This window comes from Kistimonas asteriae (assembly GCF_018263925.1).
GTDB lineage: Bacteria > Pseudomonadota > Gammaproteobacteria > Pseudomonadales > Endozoicomonadaceae > Kistimonas > Kistimonas asteriae.
Genome location: NZ_JAEVHF010000008.1, coordinates 1 through 22,994 on the forward strand (window position 1 = coordinate 1; position 22,994 = coordinate 22,994).

General features: G+C 51.2%; 19 protein-coding genes and 1 rRNA gene. 14 read left to right on the top strand and 6 right to left on the bottom strand.

Features of this window, described 5'->3' with window-relative positions; translation table 11 throughout:
• The 11 genes from rrf to serS form a co-directional block, all read left to right on the top strand.
• A 5S ribosomal RNA gene (gene rrf, locus KHS78_RS10435) occupies positions 1–105 on the top strand; the annotation flags it as partial.
• 356 nt (positions 106–461) lie between these two features.
• On the top strand, positions 462–1,841 hold the full coding sequence (locus tag KHS78_RS10440; protein ID WP_211828119.1) for an LSm family protein: 1,380 nt from the start codon (positions 462–464) through the stop codon (positions 1,839–1,841).
• 40 nt (positions 1,842–1,881) lie between these two features.
• Positions 1,882–2,811, top strand: a complete 930-nt coding sequence (locus tag KHS78_RS10445) for an SET domain-containing protein-lysine N-methyltransferase (protein ID WP_211828121.1) — start codon at positions 1,882–1,884, stop codon at positions 2,809–2,811.
• Positions 2,812–2,946: 135 nt separating this feature from the next.
• Complete coding sequence (gene trpR / locus KHS78_RS10450; RefSeq protein WP_211828123.1) at positions 2,947–3,219, top strand: trp operon repressor; 273 nt, start codon at positions 2,947–2,949, stop codon at positions 3,217–3,219.
• The gene (locus tag KHS78_RS10455) at positions 3,212–4,492 is read left to right on the top strand and encodes an aromatic amino acid transport family protein (protein WP_211828125.1); all 1,281 of its coding nucleotides are present in this window, start codon (positions 3,212–3,214) and stop codon (positions 4,490–4,492) included. Before trpR ends, KHS78_RS10455 begins: the two co-directional genes overlap by 8 nt.
• A 158-nt stretch (positions 4,493–4,650) precedes the next feature.
• A complete protein-coding gene (locus KHS78_RS10460) occupies positions 4,651–5,712 on the top strand; it encodes an ADP-ribosylglycohydrolase family protein (protein WP_211828126.1) in 1,062 nt (353 codons plus the stop codon).
• Between the two features lie 107 nt (positions 5,713–5,819).
• Positions 5,820–8,138 carry a DNA translocase FtsK gene (locus tag KHS78_RS10465; RefSeq protein WP_425513968.1) on the top strand — a complete coding sequence of 773 codons (2,319 nt, stop codon included), beginning with the start codon at positions 5,820–5,822 and terminating at the stop codon, positions 8,136–8,138.
• A gap of 110 nt (positions 8,139–8,248) precedes the next feature.
• Positions 8,249–8,953, top strand: a complete 705-nt coding sequence (lolA, locus tag KHS78_RS10470; RefSeq protein ID WP_211828130.1) for an outer membrane lipoprotein periplasmic chaperone LolA — start codon at positions 8,249–8,251, stop codon at positions 8,951–8,953.
• 20 nt (positions 8,954–8,973) lie between these two features.
• Positions 8,974–10,311, top strand: coding sequence for a replication-associated recombination protein A (locus KHS78_RS10475; RefSeq protein WP_211828132.1), 1,338 nt, complete (start codon positions 8,974–8,976; stop codon positions 10,309–10,311).
• A gap of 66 nt (positions 10,312–10,377) precedes the next feature.
• Entirely contained in the window at positions 10,378–10,770 is a 393-nt protein-coding gene (gene crcB, locus KHS78_RS10480; RefSeq protein WP_211828140.1) for a fluoride efflux transporter CrcB, read from the top strand.
• Between the two features lie 24 nt (positions 10,771–10,794).
• The gene (gene serS, locus KHS78_RS10485) at positions 10,795–12,072 is read left to right on the top strand and encodes a serine--tRNA ligase (RefSeq protein ID WP_211828142.1); all 1,278 of its coding nucleotides are present in this window, start codon (positions 10,795–10,797) and stop codon (positions 12,070–12,072) included.
• Between the two features lie 51 nt (positions 12,073–12,123).
• Here serS and glpK read toward each other — a convergent pair whose 3' ends face one another.
• Positions 12,124–13,626 carry a glycerol kinase GlpK gene (gene glpK / locus KHS78_RS10490; protein WP_211828144.1) on the bottom strand — a complete coding sequence of 501 codons (1,503 nt, stop codon included), beginning with the start codon at positions 13,624–13,626 and terminating at the stop codon, positions 12,124–12,126.
• On the bottom strand, positions 13,626–13,775 hold the full coding sequence (locus tag KHS78_RS10495; RefSeq protein WP_211828146.1) for a hypothetical protein: 150 nt from the start codon (positions 13,773–13,775) through the stop codon (positions 13,626–13,628). Before KHS78_RS10495 ends, glpK begins: the two co-directional genes overlap by 1 nt.
• A gap of 122 nt (positions 13,776–13,897) precedes the next feature.
• Here KHS78_RS10495 and cysG point away from each other — a divergent pair, with 122 nt between their 5' ends.
• Positions 13,898–15,301 carry a siroheme synthase CysG gene (gene cysG, locus KHS78_RS10500; protein ID WP_211828148.1) on the top strand — a complete coding sequence of 468 codons (1,404 nt, stop codon included), beginning with the start codon at positions 13,898–13,900 and terminating at the stop codon, positions 15,299–15,301.
• A gap of 40 nt (positions 15,302–15,341) precedes the next feature.
• On the opposite strand, the gene KHS78_RS10505 is transcribed toward cysG, so the two are convergent.
• Together KHS78_RS10505 and KHS78_RS10510 are read right to left on the bottom strand one after the other, a co-directional pair.
• Positions 15,342–15,989: a deoxynucleoside kinase gene (locus KHS78_RS10505; protein WP_211828150.1), complete on the bottom strand. Its 648-nt coding sequence runs from the start codon at positions 15,987–15,989 to the stop codon at positions 15,342–15,344.
• A gap of 2 nt (positions 15,990–15,991) precedes the next feature.
• Positions 15,992–16,534: a thymidine kinase gene (locus KHS78_RS10510; protein ID WP_211828164.1), complete on the bottom strand. Its 543-nt coding sequence runs from the start codon at positions 16,532–16,534 to the stop codon at positions 15,992–15,994.
• Positions 16,535–16,896: 362 nt separating this feature from the next.
• Here KHS78_RS10510 and htpG point away from each other — a divergent pair, with 362 nt between their 5' ends.
• Both htpG and KHS78_RS10520 read left to right on the top strand, forming a co-directional pair.
• On the top strand, positions 16,897–18,804 hold the full coding sequence (gene htpG, locus KHS78_RS10515; protein WP_211828166.1) for a molecular chaperone HtpG: 1,908 nt from the start codon (positions 16,897–16,899) through the stop codon (positions 18,802–18,804).
• Between the two features lie 346 nt (positions 18,805–19,150).
• The gene (locus tag KHS78_RS10520; RefSeq protein ID WP_211828168.1) at positions 19,151–20,770 is read left to right on the top strand and encodes a M4 family metallopeptidase; all 1,620 of its coding nucleotides are present in this window, start codon (positions 19,151–19,153) and stop codon (positions 20,768–20,770) included.
• 61 nt (positions 20,771–20,831) lie between these two features.
• Here the strand turns inward: KHS78_RS10520 and fabB are convergent, their stop codons facing one another.
• Together fabB and fabA are read right to left on the bottom strand one after the other, a co-directional pair.
• The gene (gene fabB / locus KHS78_RS10525; RefSeq protein WP_211828170.1) at positions 20,832–22,049 is read right to left on the bottom strand and encodes a beta-ketoacyl-ACP synthase I; all 1,218 of its coding nucleotides are present in this window, start codon (positions 22,047–22,049) and stop codon (positions 20,832–20,834) included.
• 18 nt (positions 22,050–22,067) lie between these two features.
• The gene (gene fabA, locus KHS78_RS10530; RefSeq protein ID WP_211828532.1) at positions 22,068–22,583 is read right to left on the bottom strand and encodes a 3-hydroxyacyl-[acyl-carrier-protein] dehydratase FabA; all 516 of its coding nucleotides are present in this window, start codon (positions 22,581–22,583) and stop codon (positions 22,068–22,070) included.
• Positions 22,584–22,994 lie beyond the last annotated feature (411 nt).

A 22,994-nucleotide genomic window follows, 5' to 3' on the forward strand; every position in this document is an offset into this window, starting at 1 on the left:
TAGAGTATTGGCCCCACCTGATCCCATCCCGAACTCAGCAGTGAAACGATACATCGCCGATGGTAGTGTGGGGTCTCCCCATGTGAGAGTAGGTCATCGCCAGGCTTTAATTGAGAAAACCCTGATCAGGTAACTGGTCAGGGTTTTTGCTTTGTATGGTTTTTAAATGCCAGCTACTTCTTACTGCTCAATTTAACAGGCAACTTGTATTTCTTTCAAAGATTGCTGCAGTCTGTGAGTTTTTGGCTAAGTATTGTTTCAGTCATTATCTGCTGGGCATTTAGTGTGATGCGGATGTGTTGTGTCAAATTAATGACTGTGGTGTTTTTTCTTTTCTTCGAAGTGATGGTTATTTTAAGGTTCTTTTTAAATGGCTAGGTAATAATGGGCAATAATCAATTTATTGGTCATGTTTTCCTGATGTGAAAGCACCGTTTGTACAGGATGTTTAGGGTGTCACAATGATTTTGTCACTTCTTAAAAAGTTGGTTTTCCTCTCTATTGTGCTTTTAATTGCATGGTTTGGGTTTAAATATTATTCCGAAAAAAGGATTAAAGAGGGGCTTGAGCAGGCTGCTTATATGGCTGCTTCGGAAGCGCGCATAAGATTTGACGAGGTGACGGTCGACATTTCGGGCGCAATTGTACTTTCCGAGCTGGAAATCGCGCCAAGAAACTATATGGAAGATAAGTTCTATGCCAAAAAAGCATCGGTAGTCTTTCCAAATACGTTTGAAATGATAAAACTGATGTATGACATCAGGATGGAAAATGACTGGGAAATGCCTGCTTCATTGACGCTACGGTTTGATGGTATCGATGACCCTTTGATCAGTGAATATGGCCTGTATGCTCAATCTGTGAAGGCAATGAATGGCATGATCAAACAGCGGCTGGAAGGGGTGGCTGAGCCTGTTTGTGGCGAATACTATGTGCTAGGCCCATCTGCAATCAAGGAGATGGGTTACGATGCAATGTTTTCCAGCCTGTTTGTTTCATATGACTTTAATCGCCTTGATCAAAAGCTCAGTTTAAGAGTGGGTGGTGGGGTTCCTGATTCTTACACTGTGACGGCTAAAATCAATCTTGAAAATCAGCGTTCTTTGGGAATACAGGATCTTATGACGATGCCTTCTATTGATAGTGTTGAGTTAACTTATCAGGATGAAGGATTGACGGAGAAAACCAATCGTTTTTGTGCGAATAAAGAAGGCATAACGGTTGATCAATACATTGAACGCTTTGCTGCATTGCCTGATGATTACTATGCGTTATCGCTGGGGATTATACCTAATCAGGTAATGAAAACTGCCTATCTCGATTTTATGAAAACACCTGACGCTATTACTATTACGTCATATCCTCCGCCAGATTTTAATCCTATGATACTGGGGATGTATGAAGCACAGTATTTAGTAGAGGTTTTAGGCTTATCCCTGAGCATTAATGACAAAACAGTCACGCCGTTTGAACTCAATATCCCAAAGAATGCTTATCAACCCAAGCAGCAAGCTAACGTAGAAGAAAAAGCGTCGAATCATGGAAAGCGGGAAAGGATGGCTGTACAAGAGTCGGAAGCGGAACCTCCTGCGGCCAAAAAAGAGCAGAAAAAATCTCAATTACAGAAACAAATAGGATCCAGTCGTGTCATACCGCTTGATCAGATTTCAGATTACATCGGGCATTATGTAAAAGTTTCTGTAGAGCGATCCAAGCATTTTATTGGACGCCTGGTTTCCGTTGAGTCTGATACTGTGTCATTGCAGTTAAGGCATGGTGGAGGAACATTCACCATGCCAATTGAGAAACATCGAATTGAATCAATAGAGCGATTGCGTTGATTCTCAATCAACAATCCTGTTTATTTACAAGGTGTCATGATTGTCTTCGAAAATTCCATCAGGTCACTCTGCCGGTTATTTTCAGGTCAATAACAACCGTGCAGATGCAGCGGATAGCCGTGAGATAGAAAAGCCATATCTCCCCTCAGAGGATCATGATGAGTGGGTGAGAAAGCGTTCGTTGCAGTGCATTATGATCTCACCATTTTCCATACCGAAAGACCATTTATCATTACAGAAGAACAAACACTCCGATGATACTCAGCACGATAGAAAGCAAAAAGACACTAAGGGTCTTGTTTTGTCTGAGTACTGGGATAACAGGGCACCGTTGTGTGTTTTAGGGGCTGATGCCTGCATCCTGAAAGAGACATTTACTAAGAAAAGGCCAGAACCGCAGGTTATTCTTCCACCGGCTGTTGAGCAACGATTAAAAACCTTATCAAGTCGTCATCCATTATTGGATCAACATTACTGGCACGATTGTATTGAGCATTGGCTCTCGTTCGATGGAGTAGGTCGTCAACGCACCATTGAGTCGTCCTTGCAGCTGACAACGATACGCCATTCGGATCCCAGGAAAGCCTTGCATGGTCAGTCTGGTGTTGTCGCAGCATGTGATATTCCCGCTTACAGTGTGATTGCGCCGTATGCCGGTCTTTACTGCGCGGGTAATGATGTTGCTGAAGAAATGGCACGTTATGGTGCCAATGTTGGCCGCTATGCCGTCGACTGTTCCCTTGGTGGGGTACAAATAGATCTGTGCGGTTATGGCCATGGCAATATCACCATCTGTATCAACGCTAACACCACTTATTCTGAGCACGAGCCAGACCTTAGAGATAATGCCTGCTTTGTGCTGGCGACCTACCAGGGGTGGCCTTATGTTTTTGTTGTCACTATTAAACCCGTCAAGAAGGGCGCTGAAGTGTTGGTCGATTATGGTCGTTACTACTGGAAAGGGTATTGATCTGACGCTTCTACCTTTACCTCTATATAAATAAAAAGCCTATAAATGAATACGTATATATCGCTATGTAATCAATAGCGCGTACTGCTGTACTGTTACGGCGTTACATGGTTTTGATGGATAGTTGGTGTTTCCGTGTTTATTGATCTGATACAGAGCGCGACAAACAGAGGTGATCTGCAACGGCTGTTCAAGCTGATGCTGACCCGGGAAGAGCATAGTGCCATCAATGGCAGGGTGGCTATTGCCAAGGCGCTGATTGAGGGTAAGGAAAGCCAGCGGGAGATAGCGACGCGGCTGGGTGTCAGTATCGCAACGGTCACACGGGGATCCAATAACCTCAAATCCATGAATGATGGCGAACGTGACTTTTTGATGCAGGCAATACAGGCAGTAAATAATGAATGATGTTGCAGTTTCTGCGGGGAGTATCGGGAGCACATCCCGAACGAGCCTGAGAAAGGTCCTTGGGGGGGCTTTGATTGTTGCCGGTACAGGGATTGGTGCTGGTATGTTTTCCCTGCCGGTTGTCAGTAGCGGCATGTGGTTCAGTGTGTCGATCGTTGTGCTGGTGCTGGCCTGGTTTTGCTGCTACAGCTCGGCGCTCTATCTGCTTGAGGTCAATCTGCATTACAAGGAGGGAGCCAGCTTTGATACCCTGGCTGGCAAGACTATCGGTAAATCCGGTCGCTTGATCAATGGCGCCTCTGTTGCCTTTGTCTGTTATATCCTGACTTACGCCTATATTTCCGGTGGCAGTTCGATTATTTCGCATTCCATGGAGTCTCTGGCAGGTATTGCCGTGGAATCGCACCTGGCGAGCCTGATTTTTGCTGCTGGTCTGTCGATCTTTGTCATTATCGGGCCGAAAGCGGTTGATCGCATTACGACGGCGATGGTCGCGGGTATGGTGATCACATTCTTGAGTTTTACCGGTGGCCTTGTTGGCAATGCGCAGCACGAAACATTGTTTCCCGTGTTACCGATGAGTGAAAGCCTGCCTTTCGTGATGACGGCGCTTCCGTTCATGATGGTCAGCTTTGGATTTCATAACTGTGTCCCCAGTCTGGTGAAGTACATGGGCGGCAAGGAGTCGCGTCCATTGCGTAATGCGATTCTGTTCGGCTCGCTGCTGGCTCTGGTTATCTATGTGCTGTGGCAGATCAGCATCATGGGCAACCTGTCCCGTGAGGCCTTTGGTGGCGTGCTTGCCAGTGGCGGTAATATCGGCGCCTTGATTCGTGCGCTGGAACAGTCTGGCATCAGTGTTCACCTCTCCAGTGCATTACAACTGTTTTCCCAGTTGGCAGTAGCCACCTCTTTTGTGGGTGTGTCACTCGGCCTGTTTGATTACCTGGCGGATCTGTTTGGCTTTTCTGATGATATGCCTGGGCGTCTGAAAACCTCTGCTCTGACGTTTATTCCGCCAACCTTGCTCGGTGTATTCATTCCTGACGGCTTTATCACTGCCATTGGTTTTGCTGGCCTTGGCGCGACGATTTTTTGTGTGATTGGGCCGGTGATGATGGTGCGTCAAACGCGGCGCCAGGGCTTGTCTGGCTCTTCATTCCGTGTGTCGGGGGGTAATGCCCGTCTTTGGCTGGTGCTGGGTTTTGGTGTCGTAGTGATGCTGCTGGAAGTCTTGAATATGTTGAAACTCCTGCCTGTCTTCACCGGTTGATCAAACCTTTCTGGCAGCGGCGGCCAACGTATGGGTTGCCTGTCGCTGCCCATGTATTCTTTTCCCTACTGCTAGACTGATGAGAATTCAGATTGTCGTCACCCAGTGCCTAGCTGCGTGATACATTCATTTTTCTCATATCGATAGGCAGAATCTTCATGGCTGACAACGCACAAACCGGTGCAGCCCTGACCCGTGAAGAACGGGTTGAGGGGGCGGTGCTGGGGCTGTTTGTCGGTGATGCCCTTGGTCTCGGTTATCACTGGTACTATGACCTGAATGTGCTGGAGCACGATGTGGGGCCGTGGGTGACAGACTACCTGGACCCAGTGGTGAAGAGTGAACAGAGTTGTCGTTACATTAGTCAGTACCGTTTCGACCAGGGGTTGAGAGCGGGTAACTACTCTCAAACGGGTCAGATACTCTTCCTGTTGCTTGAATCGCTGGTTGAGAAAAACCGTTTTGATGTCGCGGTGTTTGGGCATGCGTTAGACGGGCTTTTGAGCGAACTCAATGGTGAGGCGCTGTCTGGTCGATACAGTGAAGGCGTTGTCAGAGAGATCAGGCAAAAGCGCCAGCAGGGCATTGCGTGGGATTCGCCTGATTTGCCTGGCAATGCGGATACCTCCCTGGGTGCGCAGCTTTGCGTGATTTTAGCGGTGTTATATCGTGATCCATTGTCACTGGTGGACGCGGCGGATCGATTGTTGCAGGTATTTTATCGCGATCGTTTTCTTCGTGGCTGTCAGCTGGTGTATGCACTCACCGTCCAGGCGTTGGTTCAAGGGACGACGCTGGAGCAGCTGGATGAGGCTATGACCAGGATGGCGGAAATTCAGGATGTTATGCGCCTGGTGGGATCATACGGCTCCCTGCAACAGCCGGGTTTAGGTCAGATAGCAGAGCGACCGGAAATGGTCTGTGTAGAACCGACCAAATACATTAGTCTTGTTTTCGGGCTTGATTGCCAGGTCACTCATCTTTTGCCCGCTGCCTACTATCTTCTATACCGTTATCCTGACAGCTTCGAAATGGCTATGTTATCCGCCAGTAATGGTGGGGGTGAAAATGTTGCCAGATCCGCCCTGACTGGGGCGTTAGCAGGGGCTCTGCATGGTGTGAATGCGATTCCCAGGCGTTTCTTGGATAAGCTGGAAAATAGTGAAGCCATTCGATCCTATGCGCAGGCGATTACCCGCTTATCAGCGACGATGGTGTGATGCAGATTGCGACTGCTTTTGGCATCAGGTAATGACCACCGTAGATTCCTCACGGAAAAGACTTACAATAGAGAATGTTACGTTAGCGTCAGATTTTCAGGTCAAGAGTGAAACAGCAGAAAAAACAGGACACTGAGAGCCGGCAGCCCGGGCCGTTTGCTCTGAGACTCAGGGAAGGGTTCATGCTGACCCTGTTGGTTGCCGCCGCTTATCTTTGCATGGCGCTGGTTACGTATGACGCCGGTGATCCCGGCTGGACGCATATTGGCCATTCGCAAATGGTGGTGAACAGTGCTGGCAGGGCGGGAGCCTGGTTCGCGGATGTGCTGTTTTCCCTGTTTGGTCATTTAGGGTTTCTCTTTCCACTGCTGTTAGCCTGGAAAGCCTGGACAGTCTTTCGCGATCGCTATGAAATCCGTGCCTGGAACTGGCCGACCTTTACCCTTCGTTTTGCGGGGCTGTTGTTGGTACTGACCAGCGCCTGTGCGCTTGCCGCGTTGCACTATCAGCAGGCCAGTGCCGGATTGCCAGCGTCAAGTGGTGGCATTCTGGGCAAGCTGGTACTGGATGTCGCATTACCTGCATTGAATCGCTTTGGTACTTCCCTGATATTCCTCTCCCTGTTTCTGTTCGGCCTGACGCTATTGACGGATTTATCCTGGTTCCGACTCATGGATCTGATAGGTAAGTGGACGCTGAACGGTGTTTCCCTGCTGCAGAATGGTTTCAGAAGGCTGGCTGTCAAAATGGAAGCCCGCAGGGAAAAGCAGACGGTTGAAAAAATACGACAGGAACGCGAATCGGTTATTCAGAAAGAAAAGGTAAAGCAGGCAGGGCGTACGCCACCGGCTATCGCGCCGCCACCGAAAAAACCAGAACCCAGTGTACGGGCAGTCAAGGAAAAACAGCAGGTATTGTTTGAGGAACCCTCGGTTGAAGGCCGCCTGCCAGCGGTGAATCTGCTGGATGTGCCTGATCATTCAAGCAAGAAAGGATATTCCGCAGAATCCCTGCAGGGTATGTCCCGCTTGCTGGAGCTCAAGCTGAAGGATTTTGGTGTTGATGCGGAAGTCGTTGCTGTTCACCCCGGCCCGGTGATCACACGGTTTGAAATTCAGCCGGCGGCCGGTGTTAAGGTCAGCAAGATTACCAATATCGCAAAAGATATAGCCCGATCATTGGCGGTCATTAGTGTGCGTGTGGTTGAGGTTATTCCTGGAAAATCCGTTGTAGGGATTGAGATTCCCAATGAGGATCGGGAAATTGTGTATTTCAGTGAGCTGATTGCGTCAAAAGTCTTTGATGAGTCGGAGTCGCCGCTCACTCTGGCGCTGGGGCACGATATCGGCGGCCATTCGATGGTCGCGAACCTCGCCAAGATGCCCCATTTGCTGGTTGCCGGTACAACCGGTTCCGGTAAGTCAGTGGGTGTTAATGCGATGATCCTGAGTATGCTCTATAAGGCGTCTCCGGAAGAAGTCCGCCTGATCATGGTTGACCCGAAAATGCTGGAACTTTCCGTTTACGACGGCATTCCTCATCTGCTGGCGCCTGTTGTTACAGATATGAAAGAGGCGGCCAATGCACTGCGCTGGTGTGTCGCTGAAATGGAACGGCGCTACAAGTTGATGGCCGCTATGGGGGTGAGAAACCTGGCGGGGTTCAATCGCAAGCTGGATGAGGCTGAAAAAGCCGGAGAGCCGCTACGCGATCCTTTCTATCAATCGGTTTCCGCTGACGACCTGGCGCCGGAGCTGGAAAAACTGCCTTTCATTGTTGTCGTGATCGACGAATTTGCTGACATGATGATGATTGTCGGCAAGAAGGTTGAAGAGCTGATTGCCCGTATTGCCCAGAAAGCCCGGGCGGCAGGGATTCATTTGATTCTGGCGACACAACGCCCTTCGGTGGATGTAATTACTGGCTTGATCAAGGCGAACGTCCCGACCCGGATCAGCTTCCAGGTATCGTCGAAAGTGGATTCACGCACCATTCTGGATCAGGGGGGCGGTGAGCAGCTTCTGGGGCATGGCGATATGTTGTATTTGCCACCGGGAACCAGCCTGCCGGTGCGCGTGCATGGCGCATTTGTCAGTGATGAAGAAGTTCACCGGGTGGTTGCTGACTGGAAGAAACGTCAGGAACCCAATTATATCGAGGATGTCCTCAGTGGTGCATCGGACGGAGACGGCGATGCCACGGGCTTTGGTGCCAGCAGTGATGAAGAACAGGACGCCTTGTATGACGAGGCCGTCGCCTTTGTGACCGAGACACGTAGGGCGTCTATTTCATCGGTGCAGCGTAAACTCAAAATTGGTTACAATCGCGCAGCGCGGATGATTGAAAGCATGGAGGCGGCAGGTGTTGTCTCTGCCATGGGCAGTAACGGTAACCGGGAAGTGATCGCTCCTCCGCCACCACGGTAGTAACATAATGGCGTTGACCTGAAGGAGAAGGGTGATTGATCAAAACTGCCATCCTTCAGGGAAGGCTTGTGTTACCCTTAACCGCAGTTTTCAGAGCAGAATCCTATTGCATGTTTCAGAGTGATAAATTCTCCATCCGCTGCTTGGGTGGATTGGTCTTGTCTATCACGTTGCTGACGTCGCCAGCCTACGGTGAGAGTGCGCCAAGCAACAAAACGAACGCGGTTGAGGTGTCAGCCCAGGAACAACAGGCTGCGAGTCAGTTGTCGAAGTTGCTGAGTCCTCTTCATTACATCAAGGCCGGCTTTGCCCAGCATACGCTGGAAGCCAGCGGTAAGCGTATCCAGGAATCTGAGGGGGTAATGACTGTACAGCGGCCTAATCTGTTCCGCTGGGAGGTCAAGAAGCCCTTTCCCCAGGTTGTGGTATCCAATGGGCAGAAGGTCTGGCTGTATGATATGGATCTTGAACAAGTCACGATTCAGAAGCTGGATGCCCGCACCAATACCACACCAGCCTTGATCCTGAGTGGTGAAACCGCCGATCTCACCAGCAGCTTCCGTGTGACAGAATCCGTTTCTGATGGTGTCTCATTATTTACCTTGATTCCTAAAGGGCAGGATGCTCTGTTTGAGAATCTGCAGCTGATGTTTCAGGGAAAGATGCTCAGTGAAATGATGCTGACGGATGCGCTGGGCGCCAAAACCCGGATTGAATTCCGCAATTTGTCCAGCAGTAGTAAGCGAAAGCTGGCGGAGAAAGACTTTGAGTTGTACATCCCACCCGGTGTGGATGTCATTGATGATGAGAGCTGATAAGGACACTGCAATCACCCATGAGCCGCTCTCTGTTTGACTCCCTGGAAAAACCGTATGAACCACTGGCCGCTCGCATGCGGCCACAGACATTGGATGACTACCTGGGGCAATCCCATATCCTTGCAAAAGGGAAACCATTGCGCGAGGCGCTGGAGCAGGGGCGTCCGCATTCCATGGTGCTTTGGGGACCGCCCGGTGTGGGTAAGACGACACTGGCCAGACTCGTTGCCAATGTCTGCGATGCGCACTTTGAAACCCTGTCTGCCGTGTTGTCTGGGGTCAAGGATATTCGTGCTGCAGTAGAGCGGGCGCGGATGGCTCGCGAGCAGAGTGGTCGCCGCAGTATCCTCTTTGTGGATGAGGTTCACCGTTTCAATAAAAGCCAGCAGGATGCGTTTCTGCCGCATATTGAAGACGGCACGATCATTTTTATTGGGGCAACCACCGAAAATCCCAGTTTTGAACTGAATAATGCCTTGCTGTCCCGAACCCGTGTTTATGTGCTCAAGCCATTGGAACCCGAGGCATTGGCCAGGGTGCTGGAGCATGCCCTGAGTGATAAGGCGCGCGGCTTGGGTGAACACCCGCCAGTGATTGCCGACGAGGCAAAAATCATGTTGTTTCGTGCCGCCGATGGCGATGCCCGGCGGTTGCTAAACCTGTTAGAGATTGCGGTTGATCTGGCTTCAGATCAGGCAATTACCCCCGAGATTCTGCAGGGCGTACTGGCTGACAGCAGTCGGCGCTTTGATAAGGGCGGGGATGCTTTTTTTGACCAGATATCCGCCTTTCACAAGTCAGTCAGGGGTTCCAGCCCTGATGCAGCCCTGTACTGGTTTGCGAGAATGGTGGATGGCGGCGCTGATCCCCTGTATGTGGTGAGGCGGCTGGTGGCGATTGCCAGTGAAGATATCGGCAATGCGGATCCCCGTGCCCTGGAGATGGCCCTCAATGCCTGGCAGGCTTTTGAGCGGCTGGGAAGCCCCGAAGGGTTGCTTGCCGTTGCCCATGCGACGGTATATTGTGCCTGTGCCCCGAAGAGTAATGCTGTCTATCGGGCAATGAAGGCTGCGTTTGATGATGTCAGGAATAACCCTTCCCATGAGGTGCCGTTGCATATTCGCAATGCGCCGACCCAGTTGATGAAATCCCTGGGGCATCATGAAGGCTATCGTTATGCCCATGATGAGCCCAATGCCTACGCTGCCGGTGAATGTTATTTTCCGGAAGCTATGGAGCCCCGGCGATATTACGACCCTTCGGATCGCGGGCTGGAAAGTAAAATTCGTCAGAAACTGGAATGGCTGCAATCGCTGGATGCCGCGTCTCCCAATCCCCGGCGATCTTCATCCTGACGGCGAGAGCCTGGAACACCTTATGCAGGTGTTTTCCTGTTTTTAGTAGAATCGGAATATTGTCTTATGTTTCTCTGGTTTGAATGGATTGCCATTGCCCTGGGCGGTGCGCTTGGCGCGGTTTCCAGGGCATTGATCTACCTGGGTTTTGCTGAGCTGGGTCAAGCAAAGCTGTTCCCGGTGCCCACGCTGGTTGCCAATATTATTGGATCTTTTATCATTGGCGTGACTTACTACGCACTGGTTGAACAGGCTTCATTACCGCCGGTCTGGCGGCAGTTCATCATGGTTGGTTTCCTGGGTGCATTAACCACTTTTTCGACGTTTTCGCTGGATGCGTTCCGCCTGATACAGGACGGCGACCCGGTAGGCGCCATTGCCTACATGCTGACCAGTGTGACAGGTTGCCTGCTGGCAACCTGGGCCGGTTACTCGCTGGCCGGTAAGGTCTTTGCTTAATACAGACAAGGTAACAGAGCTCTCATGCTAGATCCCAAATACGTTCGCGCCAATCCTGAGGACGTCGCGGCCCTGCTGCGCAAGAAGCACTACGAACTGGATGTGGAACGGATCATGTCCCTGGATGCCGAGCGAAAGTCCATCCAGCTGCGTACAGAACAACTGCAGAGCGAGCGCAAGTCCGGTTCCAAGCAGTTCGGTATGTTGAAGGCAAAAGGCGAGGATGTCACTGAGCTCAAATCCCGTCTGGATGGCATTAACGAGGAACTGAAGACCTCCGAGCATGCCCTGAAAGAACTTCAGAGCGAGCTTGATAGCATTTTCATGGCAGTGCCCAACCTGCCGCACGAATCGGTACCGGAAGGCAAGGACGAAGAGGAAAACCTCGAAGTGCGCCAGTGGGGCGAGCCCAAGCCGTTCGATTTTGAGCCGAAGGATCATGTCGAGCTGGGTCAGGCTTACGGACTGGATTTTGAAACTGGCGCTAAGTTATCAGGTGCCCGCTTTACCTTGATGCGTGGCCAGATTGCCCGCCTGCACCGTGCGCTGGCCCAGTTCATGCTGGATGTCCAGACCAGTGAACACGGTTATGAGGAGTGCTACACCCCCTATCTGGTACACGATCAGGCGCTGCGTGGAACCGGTCAGTTGCCCAAGTTTGAGGAAGACCTGTTCAAGACCTCCTGTGAAGGGGAAGAAAAGCCGTATTACCTGATTCCTACATCAGAAGTGCCGCTGACCAATATGGTGCGGGACTCCATTGTTGAAGCCGCTGAGCTGCCGCTGCGCCTGACGGCCCATACCCCCTGTTTCCGCAGTGAAGCGGGCAGCTATGGAAAGGATACCAAGGGCATGATCCGTCAACACCAGTTCGATAAAGTCGAAATGGTACAGATTGTTCATCCGGAGAAGTCCTTTGAGGCGCTGGAAGAGATGACCGGTCATGCGGAAGCAATCCTGCAGAAGCTCGGCCTGCCTTACCGTGTCGTTGCGCTGTGTGGCGGCGACCTGGGCTTTGGCGCGACCAAGACCTACGATCTTGAAGTCTGGTTGCCCGGTCAGCAGAAGTACCGTGAGATTTCCTCTGTGTCCAACTGCCTGGATTTCCAGGCGCGTCGGATGCAGGCCCGTTTCCGTAATGCGGAAGGCAAGCCAGAGCTGGTGCATACCCTGAATGGTTCCGGTGTGGCTGTCGGCCGTGCGATGGTTGCTGTTATTGAGAACTATCAGGACGCCGAAGGTCGAATCCACGTGCCTGAAGCGTTGAAGCCTTATATGGGCGGTATTGAGATTATTCAGTAACTACTGTTGTTTTAATAAAAAACCCGGCGTTGCCGGGTTTTTTATTGCTGTTTAATCGTCGCTGTTCCATGCCAGGGAGCGTTTCAGGGCTTTTTGCCACCCCTTGTAGCGTTGTTCAACCTGGTCAGGTGGCATGTTGGCTGAGAATACAGAGGCGTCACTGGCTTTTTGCCTGAAGGCATCCACACTGTCCCAGAAACCCACAGCCAAACCGGCCAGGCAGGCGGCACCGGCCGCTGTTGTTTCGGTAATCGCGGAGCGCACAACGTCAACGCCCAGCATATCGGCCTGGAACTGCATCAGGAACTCATTGGCTGAGGCACCGCCATCAACACGCAGTTGGTGTAGCTCAATGCCAGCGTCCTGCTGCATGGCGTCCAGTACATCGCGTGACTGGTAGGCAATGGCTTCCAGGGTAGCCCGAATAATGTGGTTGCGGTTGGCGCCGCGGGTCAGCCCGACAATGGCGCCACGGGCATGGGCATCCCAGTAGGGCGCACCAAGGCCTGTAAAGGCTGGCACCATGTAGACGCCATTGGTATCGTCGACCTTGCTGGCGAAATATTCGGAATCGGCAGAATCACGCACCAGTCCCATTTCATCCCGCAGCCACTGGATAGAAGCGCCGCCCATGAATACACTGCCTTCCAGCGCATAATTCACCTGACCGTTAAGGCCGTAGGCGATGGTGGTCAGCAGACCATGACTGGATGGCACCGGCGTTTCGCCGGTATTCATCAGCATGAAGCAGCCAGTGCCGTAGGTGTTTTTGGCCATGCCTTTTTCGTAGCACTGCTGGCCAAACAGGGCCGCCTGCTGGTCGCCGGCAATGCCTGCGATTGGGACGCTGATGTTGTTTCGTAGTGTGGTTTTACCGTAAACCTCGCTACAGGTTTTGACTTCAGGCAGCATGCTGCGTGGAATTTGCAGGGCTTCCAGCAGTTTTGCATCCCATTCCAGTGTCTTGATATTAAACAACATTGTACGGGAGGCATTGGTGTAATCAGTGACGTGTGTGCGTCCGTTGGTTAGTTTCCAGACCAGCCAGGTATCCACGGTGCCGAACAGCAGGTCACCTTTTTCAGCTTTTTCCCGAGCACCTTCTATGTTGTCCAGAATCCAGCGGATCTTGGTGCCGGAGAAGTAGGGGTCGAGTACCAGTCCGGTATTTTCACGGACATAGTCTTCCAGGCCCTGCTCTTTCAGCGATTCGCAAATTTCGGTGGTACGTCGGCATTGCCAGACAATGGCATTGTAAACAGGCTTGCCCGTGTGACGGTCCCAGACGACGGTGGTTTCTCTCTGGTTGGTTATCCCGATGGCCGCCACTTCCTCGACGCCAATACCGGCTTTATCGAGCACTTCTGTCAGTGTGGCGTTCTGGGTTGCCCAGATTTCCATGGGGTCATGCTCGACCCAGCCGGCCCGGGGGTAGATCTGGGTGAATTCCCGTTGTGAAATGCCGACAATCTGCGCGTCATGATCAAAGATGATACTGCGGGAGCTGGTGGTGCCTTGATCCAGCGCGACAATATAGCGACTCTCTTGGGTCATTACTGGTCCTTGTCGATACCTGCGTGCCGTTGTAAACGGCAGTTCTCTTTTGTGGCGTTTGCCGCTCTTTTTTTAACCTTTTCAGGCGCACCGAGGTTACCATATTTGACGATTTCAGGGGTATGGTTTCCGTAAAAAGCCTTTTTCATATAAGGATATTTCAGGGTTTTATAAGCGTTTGGTTGTTTGATGTGTGTAAAATGCCATCGGAAGGACAGGAGCTGACAGGGAACCGGTCGTTCAGAGAGAGAATAAGAAGGGGGGTGCGACAGTGGATTATCTGCCGCTGTATCTGGATGTCAGGGATACCTTATGCCTGGTGGTTGGTGGTGATTCTGTAGCGCTTCGTAAGATTCGATTGCTGCTTTCAGCAGGGGCACGCATTCGTCTGGTGGCGCCGGATATCCTTGAAGAACTGTCTGGCATGCTGGATCACCAGCGACATGAAATCATTCAGCGTCCTTTTCAGGGCGATGATTTGGATGGTGTTCGTTTAGTGATAGCCGCGACGGACAGTGACACGGTGAATGGAGCCGTTGCTGACGCCGCTAAAGCCCGTGGTTTGACGGTGAATGTGGTCGATGGCGCTGAGCAAGGTAATGCCATTATGCCGGCGATTATTGATCGTTCTCCCCTGATCGTGTCGGTGTCCAGCGCAGGTAAAGCGCCGGTTTTGGCAAGGCTATTACGCACCCGGCTGGAGAGTTTGCTTCCGGATGGTTACGGACGATTGGCAGACCTGGCCGGTAGCTTCCGGGCGCAGGTCAAAGCCCGTTTTTCCAGCTTGAATGATCGTCGCTATTTCTGGGAAAAAGTGTTTGGTGGACCTGCTGCGGAGCAGGCACTGGCTGGCAATATGGAACAGGCTCGGCGAATGATCGGTCAGGCGCTGGAAGCGCTGGAAGCGCAGGAAGAACAGCTGGTGGGAGAAGTTTATCTTGTCGGTGGTGGACCTGGTGATCCCGATTTGTTGACATTCCGTGCCCTTCGGCTGATGCAGCAGGCGGATGTCGTGTTACATGACCGACTGGTATCAGAAGATGTGCTGGCCCTGTGTCGTCGTGATGCGGATTATATTTACGTAGGTAAGCGACGGGATCAGCATACGTTACCCCAAGAGGATATCAATACGCTGCTCGTAAAGCTGGCCAAAGAGGGTAAGCGTGTTTTGCGCCTTAAAGGCGGTGATCCGTTTATCTTTGGTCGTGGGGGAGAGGAGATTGATACCCTCGCTGATGAAGGCATCCCTTTCCAGGTGGTCCCAGGAATTACCGCTGCATCGGGATGTGCCAGCTATGCCGGTATACCCCTGACACACCGTGACTATGCGCAGTCGGTACGTTTTGTGACCGGCCACCTCAAAGATGGAGGGTATGACCTTAACTGGTCAGAAATGGTGCGTAACGATCAGACGCTGGTTTTTTATATGGGATTGATGGGGCTGCCCAGAATCTGTCAGGAATTGATCGACCATGGTCGTAATCCGGAGACGCCGGTTGCGCTGATTCAGCAAGGTACGACACGGGAACAGCGTGTCTACACGGGTAGCTTGACCTCAATCGTCAGTGACATCGCCGAAATCAAAATCAAACCGCCCACATTGATCATTGTCGGTGAAGTGGTTCAGTTGCACGAGCGCTTGAAATGGTTCGGGCTGGAAGAAGAATACGCGTAAATTGAAAAAAAGAGCCTTGTTAAGGCTCTTTTTTATGTGTTTAGGCTGCCAATGGCTGATGATCTTCGATGGTCGAAATGATCATTTCGGCCAGCGCATGTTCGCAACCGAACGCATTCCAGTTGACGGTCAGCATGGGGGTCTGCATTTCCCGGCAGATTTGGGGCAGGCAGGCTTCGTGGAAACGATGCAGGTCTTCGAGATATGCCAGTGGCGTGCCTGTTTCTGCTGAACGTGCCCGTTCCAGCAGGCGGCTATGAGCAACCGTCGGGTCAGTCTGCAGGTAGACGACAGTGCTTATTCTTGGGTAGTGCTCCAGCCGACGCTTGATATCGTAGTAATAATCCATGTACATGGCGTCAGGTTGTTCCATGGACAGGAAGTTGGCCTGAGAAAAGATCAGGTCTGAGTAGAGCGAGCGCTCAATCAGGTAATTTTTGCTTTTGTCCAGCCCTTCTACCAGTGTCGCACGACGCTCGGTGATGTACTTCTGGAAACGAATACGACGGTTGGCATCGTGGGGATGTTTGGTGAAATCTTCCAGCAGTTCGGTGAAACGTGGGTCGTCAACCGGTTCCTTCAACGCTTCCCAGCCCATGGCTTCGGCGAGAAGCGGCAAGAGTGTCGATTTACCGGCAGCAATGTTGGCTTCCACGGCAACAAAATGGTTGGTCTGGCAATCGGTCATGGTTAACAGGCTTCCAGGAAACAGTGAGTGCAAACAGGAAAGTATTCTTCATCGTGGCCGACGATGATGGTGCGGCCATTACTTTCGCCGGTAAACTGAGTGAACTGGGCGGGTTTACCACAGTGGCAGTTGGCAAACAGGGGCTCCAGTTTCTGCGAAAACTTCGTGATGGTTTCTGAGGCTTCAAAAATATTGCCCAGGTAATCGGTCATTAGACCGTAGAAACGCACCTGCAGTGCAGAGTTCAGACTGAGACGGATTAGCTGCCTGACGGTTTCGGCAGGCAGAAATTGGGCTTCATCGACCAGTAGAACCTCGGTGCCCGAATCATTCATTATTGACAGCAACTGATCAGTAGAAGCAAACACCTTGCATTGCAGCTCGCTGCCATTGCGGCTTTTCACATAGCCGTCCGGTGACCGGGTATCAATGGACGGGCGGACGACTGTGACTTTGTAGTGCTCAGACAGCGCGTAAAAATCACCGATCAGCCGTGCCGTTTTGCCAGACTTCATTGGGCCGTAAATAAAGGAAATGGGTGTCATCGTGTCTCTGCTTGTCCTCCGGCGGTACGCGATTGCACCAGGTGCTGGGCATATAGTGTGCTGTCATCCTGACAGGGACCGTTTGAAAACCTTGTGTTAGCAAAGGCGCGGGTCTATGCCAAAGCGGCGCATCTTAGGGGCCATGGCCGCCAGCGACAATAAGTATTTTGAACGGTTGTTATGGTCAATGACGATGTTGTCAGTTGCAGAAAATAATGGGTAGTGTTTGGGGCTCTGCAGTCGTTATCTATACGCGCCGAAATCAATTGGCAGAAAATATGCCCTTGAAATCGGCCAGGATGGCCTCATCTAGGTTCTCAGTATTCATTTGTCAGGCTCAATTCAAGAGGATAAAGCACCCCATGACTGTTGAAGCCAGTAAGGAAACCCTGGGATTCCAGACCGAAGTCAAGCAGCTGCTGCACTTGATGATTCACTCCCTGTACTCTCATCCGGAAGTGTTTCTCCGTGAATTGATTTCCAATGCCAGCGATGCGGCTGATAAGTTGCGTTTTGCAGCATTGCACGACAGCAGCCTGTTGGAATCTGATCCTAATCTGGATATCCGCGTCAGTTTTGACAAAGAGGCGAAAACCGTCACCATCACTGACAATGGTGTTGGTATGAGCCGCCAGGAAGTCATTGATAATCTGGGCACTATTGCTAAATCGGGTACCGGTGAATTCCTGAAACAGATGACGGGCGACCAGAAAAAGGACGCCCAGCTGATTGGTCAGTTTGGTGTCGGATTCTACTCAGCCTTCATCGTTGCTGACAAAGTCACGGTTGAAACCCGTAAAGCCGGTGAGCAGGAGGGCGTTCGCTGGATTTCAGAAGGTGCCGGTGAATTTTCTGTTGAGTCTATTGATCGTGAACAGCGTGGCACTACCATTATCCTGCATCTCAAGTCAGAGCAGCAGGAGTTTGCCGATGGTTGGCGTCTGCGTTCTATCATTCGCAAGTATTCTGACCATATTTCCCTGCCTGTCCTGATGCTCAAGGATCAGCCGGAGCCTGAAGAGGGTGAAGAAAAGGTTGAGATTGAGCCTGAGTGGGAAACGGTTAATACCGCGAAAGCGCTCTGGTGCCGGAGTCGCAGTGATATCAGCGATGAAGAGTACAAGGAATTCTACAAGCATATCAGTCACGATTTTGCTGATCCGCTGAAGTGGAGTCATAACAGGGTCGAGGGTAAGCTGGAATACACCAGTCTGCTCTATGTGCCATCCAAGGCACCGTTTGATCTTTACAACCGTGACATGCAGCAGGGGCTGAAGCTCTATGTGCAGCGCGTGTTCATTATGGATGAAGCCGAGCAGTTCCTGCCCATGTACCTGCGCTTCATCAAGGGTGTGGTTGATTCCAATGACTTGTCCCTGAACGTCTCCCGCGAAATCCTGCAGAAAGAGCCGCAGGTGGAAAGTATGAAGACCGCTCTGACGAAGCGGGTGCTGGATATGCTGGCCAAGCTGGCGAAAAGTGATCAGGAGACTTATCAGGCCTTCTGGGGTGAATTCGGTCAGGTGCTGAAGGAAGGTCCGGCGGAAGACTTTGCCAACCGTGAAAAAATTGCGGCGCTGTTGCGCTTTGCCTCCACGCATACGGGGACATCAGCACAGTCAGTTTCTCTGGCCGATTACATGGGCCGAATGAAAGAAGGGCAGGAGAAGATCTACTTCATTACAGCGGAAAGCTACAATGCGGCGGCCAATAGTCCGCATTTGGAAGTCTTCCGCAAGAAGGGTATTGAAGTTCTGTTACTGACTGATCGTGTCGATGAGTGGCTGATGTCCCATATGCACGAATTTGACGGTAAGCAGTTCGTTGACGTCGGTCGTGGTGACCTGGACCTTGGCACCCTGGATGATGAAGCCGATCAGAAAGCCAAGGAAGAGGCAGCCAAAGAACACGAAGACCTGATTACACGTATCAAGACCGTCCTGGCTGATAGTGTGGAAGAGGTTCGGGTGACGAATCGCCTGACTGATTCACCGGCCTGTCTGGTTGTTGGTCAGTTTGATATGGGGGCTCAGATGAAGAGCATTCTCCAGGCGGCGGGTCAGGATGTACCTGAAAGCAAGCCGATCATGGAAATTAATGCTGATCATGCGCTGATTACCCGGCTGGATCATGAGCCTGATGAAGACCGGTTTGGCGACTTGGTGCATATTATCTTTGACCAAGCCAACCTGGCTGCAGGTGGTAAGCTGGATGATCCTGCTGCCTACGTCAAACGTCTTAATCAGTTTTTGGTTGAAGTAGCTGGCTAAGTAGCTGCAATCATAACGCTATGAAAATGCCGGAAAGCGTATGTTTTCCGGCATTTTTTATGCGTTATGTTTCTACTGTTGAGTGTTATTTGGAAAGCCGAGCCAGCGGCGGCCTGTTGTGTTTATTCTCCGCCCGCTCTGACAGGACACTCCTTGTCCTGCTTCGCTACCGCGGCATCCATGCCGCTGCTGCAAATAAACACAACTGACCACCCCGTCAAGACCGAAGGGTATTGAGATAGTTTCTTTCGGGTTCCGGTCTATAGTGAAATTGATAAGGTTTTATTCATAGATAGAGTGAATTTTGTCTATATAGATTGATGGTTGGGATTTCAGGGACGATACCATGGCTCTCAAGCCTATCTCGAAATGCATTCTATGGGTGGCGTTATGGCTGTCTGTCAGCGCACAGGCAGCGATTGATGATCTACGGCTGGAATTGTTTGATCAGAGGGTGTTGAAAGGCTTTACGGTCATTGATGACCGTAACAATAGCGAGCTGGATATAGAGTCGCTGGACCATTCTCTTGTCAGGATTCATCAGTTTACCGATAGGCAGGGCAGTTATGCCCGTTACCAGCAGTATTACAAGGGTATGTTGGTTTTGGGGCGCCATGTTGTTGCGCATTTCGGGACTGACAAGGATGAAGACCTGAGTAATGCTGAATTTTCTGGCAAGTTGGCCAGAGGTTTACGCCTTCCGATTGATGATGAGCTGAGAACGGATGGTTTTCGTGAAGAAATGCTCAGTTTTGCTAAGGAAGAGTTTACGGAGCGAACGGGAATTGCTGGCAATATCGTTGAGAGTGATACACAACCGGCAATATGGCTTGATCGTAATCGTACAGCACATTTTGTCTATCAGGTCAGTTTCCGTGTACGACCATCTAATGGACCTGAGAAATGGCCCCATTATTTAATTGATGCCGCTGACTCCAGTATTTATCAATATTGGGATAACGTTAAATCCCTTTATCGGGATAAAGGGCCGGGTGGTAATGCTAAAACCGGTCGGTATGTATTTGGAGAAAGCGGATTACCTTCCTTGTCGGTAACGCAAAGCAATGATATTTGCCTGTTGGCCAATACACGCCTGGTCGTTATCTCTTTGAATAATCGCACTTACTGGGTGGATAATGATTTTTCCATGCCACTGAATTACGAGTGTGATAATAATCGAGGAGATACGTCCAACGGTGCGTTTTCACCCGCCAATGATGCCTATGTTTTTGGCAATATGGTTATTGCCATGTATGAACGTTGGTATAAACAGTCGGTTCTGGCTGGTGGTCAATCGTTGATGGTGGCAGCCCATGCGGGTGTTGATTATGAGAACGCTGTCTGGAATGGTCAGAATGTGCTGCTGGGGGACGGGGGGAAGCGCTTTTACCCGTTTGCATCGTTGGGGGTGTTGGCGCATGAAATCAGTCATGCCTTTACTCAGCAACACTCAGGGCTAACAGGGGCAGGTGAGGCCGGCGCACTGAGTGAGGCGTTTTCAGATATGGCTGCGATTACGGCTGAATATTACCTGAAAAGCCATGATGCAAAGGCTCATGAGCGTCTTTATGGCCAAAATCAGCTGACTTGGCAATTTGGCGAGCGTATCAGTAAAAGCAAGAATCCAATAAGATCGCTCAGTCAGCCTGAGCTCTATGGTGCAGCGGGTTGTTATTATCGCGTGGCTGGCTGTTACCTGAGTTTTGATGATGTTGACAAAGGGGATGTTGACCATCTCGGCAGTGGTCTGTTCAGCAAAGCATTTTATGAAATGTCAAAGCGCCTCAATGGCGATGTACGTAAGGTCTTTGGTCTGATGTTACGGGCCAATATGCTTTACTGGACACCGGATTCAAGCTTTGCAGAAGCTGCTTGTGGTGTAAAGCTGGCAGCCAGTCAGGAAGGAGTCTTGGAAGCGACAGTCAATGAGGCCTTTGAAACGGTGGGTGTTACACCTGCCTGTTAGGCATAAGTGTGCGAAATAGAGAATAAAAAGGGCAACTGCAGTTGCCCTTTTTGTTTATTGGTTAGCCAGCATACTTCTCAAATGCGAGGCAGGCATTGGTGCCGCCAAAGCCAAAGCTATTTGACAGAATACGGTTCAAGTCTCGGGATACGGACTCACCGGTGATGATAGGGACACCCGCAGCGCCTTCATCCAGCTCAGTGATATTGGCAGAGGCGCAGATGAAACCTTCTTTCATCATCAGGAGGCTGTAGATGGCTTCCTGTACGCCAGCAGCTCCCAGTGAATGACCGGATAAGGACTTGGTGGAGCTGATTTCCGGTATGGCATCGCCAAACATGGTTTTGATCGCCTTAAGCTCGGTGATATCGCCGGCTTGTGTGCTGGTGCCATGAGTATTGATGTAGTCAATGGAACCGTTGACAGTGGAAAGCGCCTGCTTCATGCAGCGTATTGCGCCATCACCGGATGGCGCCACCATGTCATAACCGTCGGAAGTCGCACTGTAACCTACGATTTCAGCATAGATTTTGGCGCCGCGGGCCTTTGCGTGCTCCAGCTCTTCGAGAATAACCATACCGCCGCCACCGGCGATAACGAAACCATCCCGAGTAGCATCGTAGGGGCGGGAAGCGGTTTCGGGGGAATCGTTATATTTGCTGGAGAGGGCGCCCATGGCATCAAACATGGCGCTTTGTGACCAATGCTCTTCTTCACCACCACCGGCAAAGACGATGTTTTGTTTACCCATCTGGATTTGTTCCAGGGCATTGCCGATGCAATGGGCACTTGTTGCACAAGCCGATGTGATGGAGTAATTAATACCCTTGATTTTGAACGGGGTTGCCAGGCAGGCGGAAACGGTACTGCCCATGGTCCGCGGTACGCGATAGGGGCCAACGCGCTTGATACCCCGGCTGCGCAGGATGTCAGTGCTTTCGATGATATTGTTGGAAGACGCACCCCCTGAGCCTGCAATCAGCCCTGTCATTTCATTGGATACATCACTCTCTTCCAGGCCGGCGTCTTCAATGGCTTGTTGCATGGCAATGTAGGCATAGGCAGCAGCGTTGCCCATGAAGCGAAGGTACTTCCGGTCAATTTGGGATTCCAGGTCGATCTCGACGGAGCCGGAGACGTGGCTGCGGAAGCCCATTTCGCGATAGCTTTCATTCAGGCGAATGCCAGAGCGACCGTGCCTGAGTGATTCGGTCACGGCATCAGCAGAGTTGCCGAGGCAGGAAGTGATGCCAAGGCCAGTAATAACGACTCGTCTCATGAATTAACCCGGGTTATGTCAAAAATTATCGGTTGAGGTAAACAGGCCGACGCGCAGGTCTTTGGCAACGTAGATCTCCTTGCCATCGACGCTGACGGTGCCGTCGGCGATACCCATGATCAGTTTGCGGGTGATGACCCGCTTCAGATGTATGTTATAGGTCACAGTCTTGTGGCGTGGCAGTATCTGGCCTGAGAATTTGACTTCACCACATCCCAGGGCGCGACCTCTGCCAGGGTTGCCAAGCCAGCCGAGATAGAAACCCACCAGCTGCCACATAGCGTCAAGCCCAAGGCAGCCAGGCATGACGGGGTCGCCCGGGAAATGGCATTCAAAGAACCAAAGATCGGGCGTGATGTCTAGCTCGGCAATGATTTCTCCCTTGCCGTATTCGCCACCTTCCTCACTGATGCGAGTAATGCGATCCATCATCAGCATATTGGGTGCGGGAAGCTGTGCGTTTCCTGGGCCGAAGAGCTCTCCCTGGGAACAGGCTAGTAATTCATCACGGCTAAAGCTGTCTTTTTTCATCATGGAGGTCCGGTCGGCCAAATCATTCCCCTGTCCGGCGTTTACCGCCGGATTCAGCAGTAGGCAGGCACAGCAGAGGGTTACTGATAATGTGCGCCTCGCACAGGGAATGGTTAATGCTAACAGGTGACTGAGCTTCCCTGGCGCGCTGAGTATTGCGTCACCGTGGCACTATAACACCGGAATGTCGTAGCATTAACGACAATCGTGGATTTGTAACAAAAAACAAAACGACTGTACACAGAACGTAACGCTTATGTGGGATTATTCTGCTACCAAATTAATGTGTTATCGCTTTTTGCCACCATAACCGGTCACTTATTCTATCGAGTGATACCGGGTGGTTAGATGGTGACATCCGTAAATGCTAAGGCCAGACTTTTCACCGCGCAACAGTCTCAGATGGGTGTGCTG

Coding starts and splice junctions, on each gene's coding strand:
- KHS78_RS10495 (WP_211828146.1), bottom strand. CDS start 13,775: ATGAAAAAGGCTTTTTACGGAAACCATACCCCTGAAATCGTCAAATAT.
- KHS78_RS10440 (WP_211828119.1), top strand. CDS start 462: ATGATTTTGTCACTTCTTAAAAAGTTGGTTTTCCTCTCTATTGTGCTT.
- KHS78_RS10455 (WP_211828125.1), top strand. CDS start 3,212: ATGAATGATGTTGCAGTTTCTGCGGGGAGTATCGGGAGCACATCCCGA.
- KHS78_RS10505 (WP_211828150.1), bottom strand. CDS start 15,989: ATGACCGATTGCCAGACCAACCATTTTGTTGCCGTGGAAGCCAACATT.
- KHS78_RS10520 (WP_211828168.1), top strand. CDS start 19,151: ATGGCTCTCAAGCCTATCTCGAAATGCATTCTATGGGTGGCGTTATGG.
- KHS78_RS10510 (WP_211828164.1), bottom strand. CDS start 16,534: ATGACACCCATTTCCTTTATTTACGGCCCAATGAAGTCTGGCAAAACG.
- KHS78_RS10460 (WP_211828126.1), top strand. CDS start 4,651: ATGGCTGACAACGCACAAACCGGTGCAGCCCTGACCCGTGAAGAACGG.
- KHS78_RS10475 (WP_211828132.1), top strand. CDS start 8,974: ATGAGCCGCTCTCTGTTTGACTCCCTGGAAAAACCGTATGAACCACTG.
- crcB (WP_211828140.1), top strand. CDS start 10,378: ATGTTTCTCTGGTTTGAATGGATTGCCATTGCCCTGGGCGGTGCGCTT.
- lolA (WP_211828130.1), top strand. CDS start 8,249: ATGTTTCAGAGTGATAAATTCTCCATCCGCTGCTTGGGTGGATTGGTC.
- glpK (WP_211828144.1), bottom strand. CDS start 13,626: ATGACCCAAGAGAGTCGCTATATTGTCGCGCTGGATCAAGGCACCACC.
- htpG (WP_211828166.1), top strand. CDS start 16,897: ATGACTGTTGAAGCCAGTAAGGAAACCCTGGGATTCCAGACCGAAGTC.
- fabB (WP_211828170.1), bottom strand. CDS start 22,049: ATGAGACGAGTCGTTATTACTGGCCTTGGCATCACTTCCTGCCTCGGC.
- fabA (WP_211828532.1), bottom strand. CDS start 22,583: ATGATGAAAAAAGACAGCTTTAGCCGTGATGAATTACTAGCCTGTTCC.
- serS (WP_211828142.1), top strand. CDS start 10,795: ATGCTAGATCCCAAATACGTTCGCGCCAATCCTGAGGACGTCGCGGCC.